The following is a 784-nucleotide window of genomic DNA, read 5'->3' as shown; positions in this document are numbered from 1 at the left end:
AGCACTCGACCACGTTCACGGCGAGGCCGCCCATCGCGGTCTCCTTGTACTTGGAGCTCATGTCCCGGCCGGTCTCCCGCATGGTCACGATGACTTCGTCGAGGGACACGCGGTGGGTGCCGTCGCCCCACAGCGCCATTTTGGCGGCGTTGATGGCCTTGGCTGCGGCGATGGCGTTGCGTTCGATGCAGGGGATCTGCACGAGGCCGCCGATCGGGTCGCAGGTCAGGCCCAGGTTGTGTTCCATCGCGATTTCCGCGGCGTTTTCCACCTGCTGGGGTGTGCCGCCCATCACTTCGGCGAGGCCGGCGGCGGCCATCGACGATGCCGAGCCCACCTCGCCCTGGCAGCCGACTTCGGCGCCGGAGATGGAGGCCTGTTCCTTGTAGAGCACCCCGATGGCGGCGGCGGTCAGCAGGAACTTAACGACGACGTCGTCGCGGTCGGCCTGGGTGGCCTTGTCCATGCCGGGGGCGAAGTGCAGGGCGTAGTAGAGCACGGCGGGGATGATGCCGGCGGCGCCGTTGGTGGGGGCGGTGACCACCCGGCCGCCAGAGGCGTTTTCCTCGTTCACGGCGAGGGCGATCAGGTTGACCCACTCCTGCCAGTACTTCGGGTCCCGGTAGTCCGGATCGTGGTCACGGCCTTCTTTCATGAGGCGTTCGTGCCAGTCGGGCGCACGACGGCGGACCTTGAGTCCGCCGGGCAGCAGCCCCTCACGCTTGAGGCTGACCTCGACGCAGCCTTCCATCACCGAGTAAATGTGCAGAAGACCTTCACGGAT

At 67.0% G+C, this 784-nt stretch carries 1 protein-coding gene; it reads right to left on the bottom strand.

The features are described from left to right. The coding region (locus tag AC6EUH_RS18280) for an L-serine ammonia-lyase (RefSeq protein WP_499739505.1) at positions 1-784 on the bottom strand (784 nt) is incomplete at both ends.

This window comes from Arthrobacter sp. 001422645 (genome assembly GCF_059816125.1).
The sequence above is the reverse complement of the archived record's forward strand: the minus strand, read 5'-3'. Positions and strand labels throughout refer to the sequence as shown.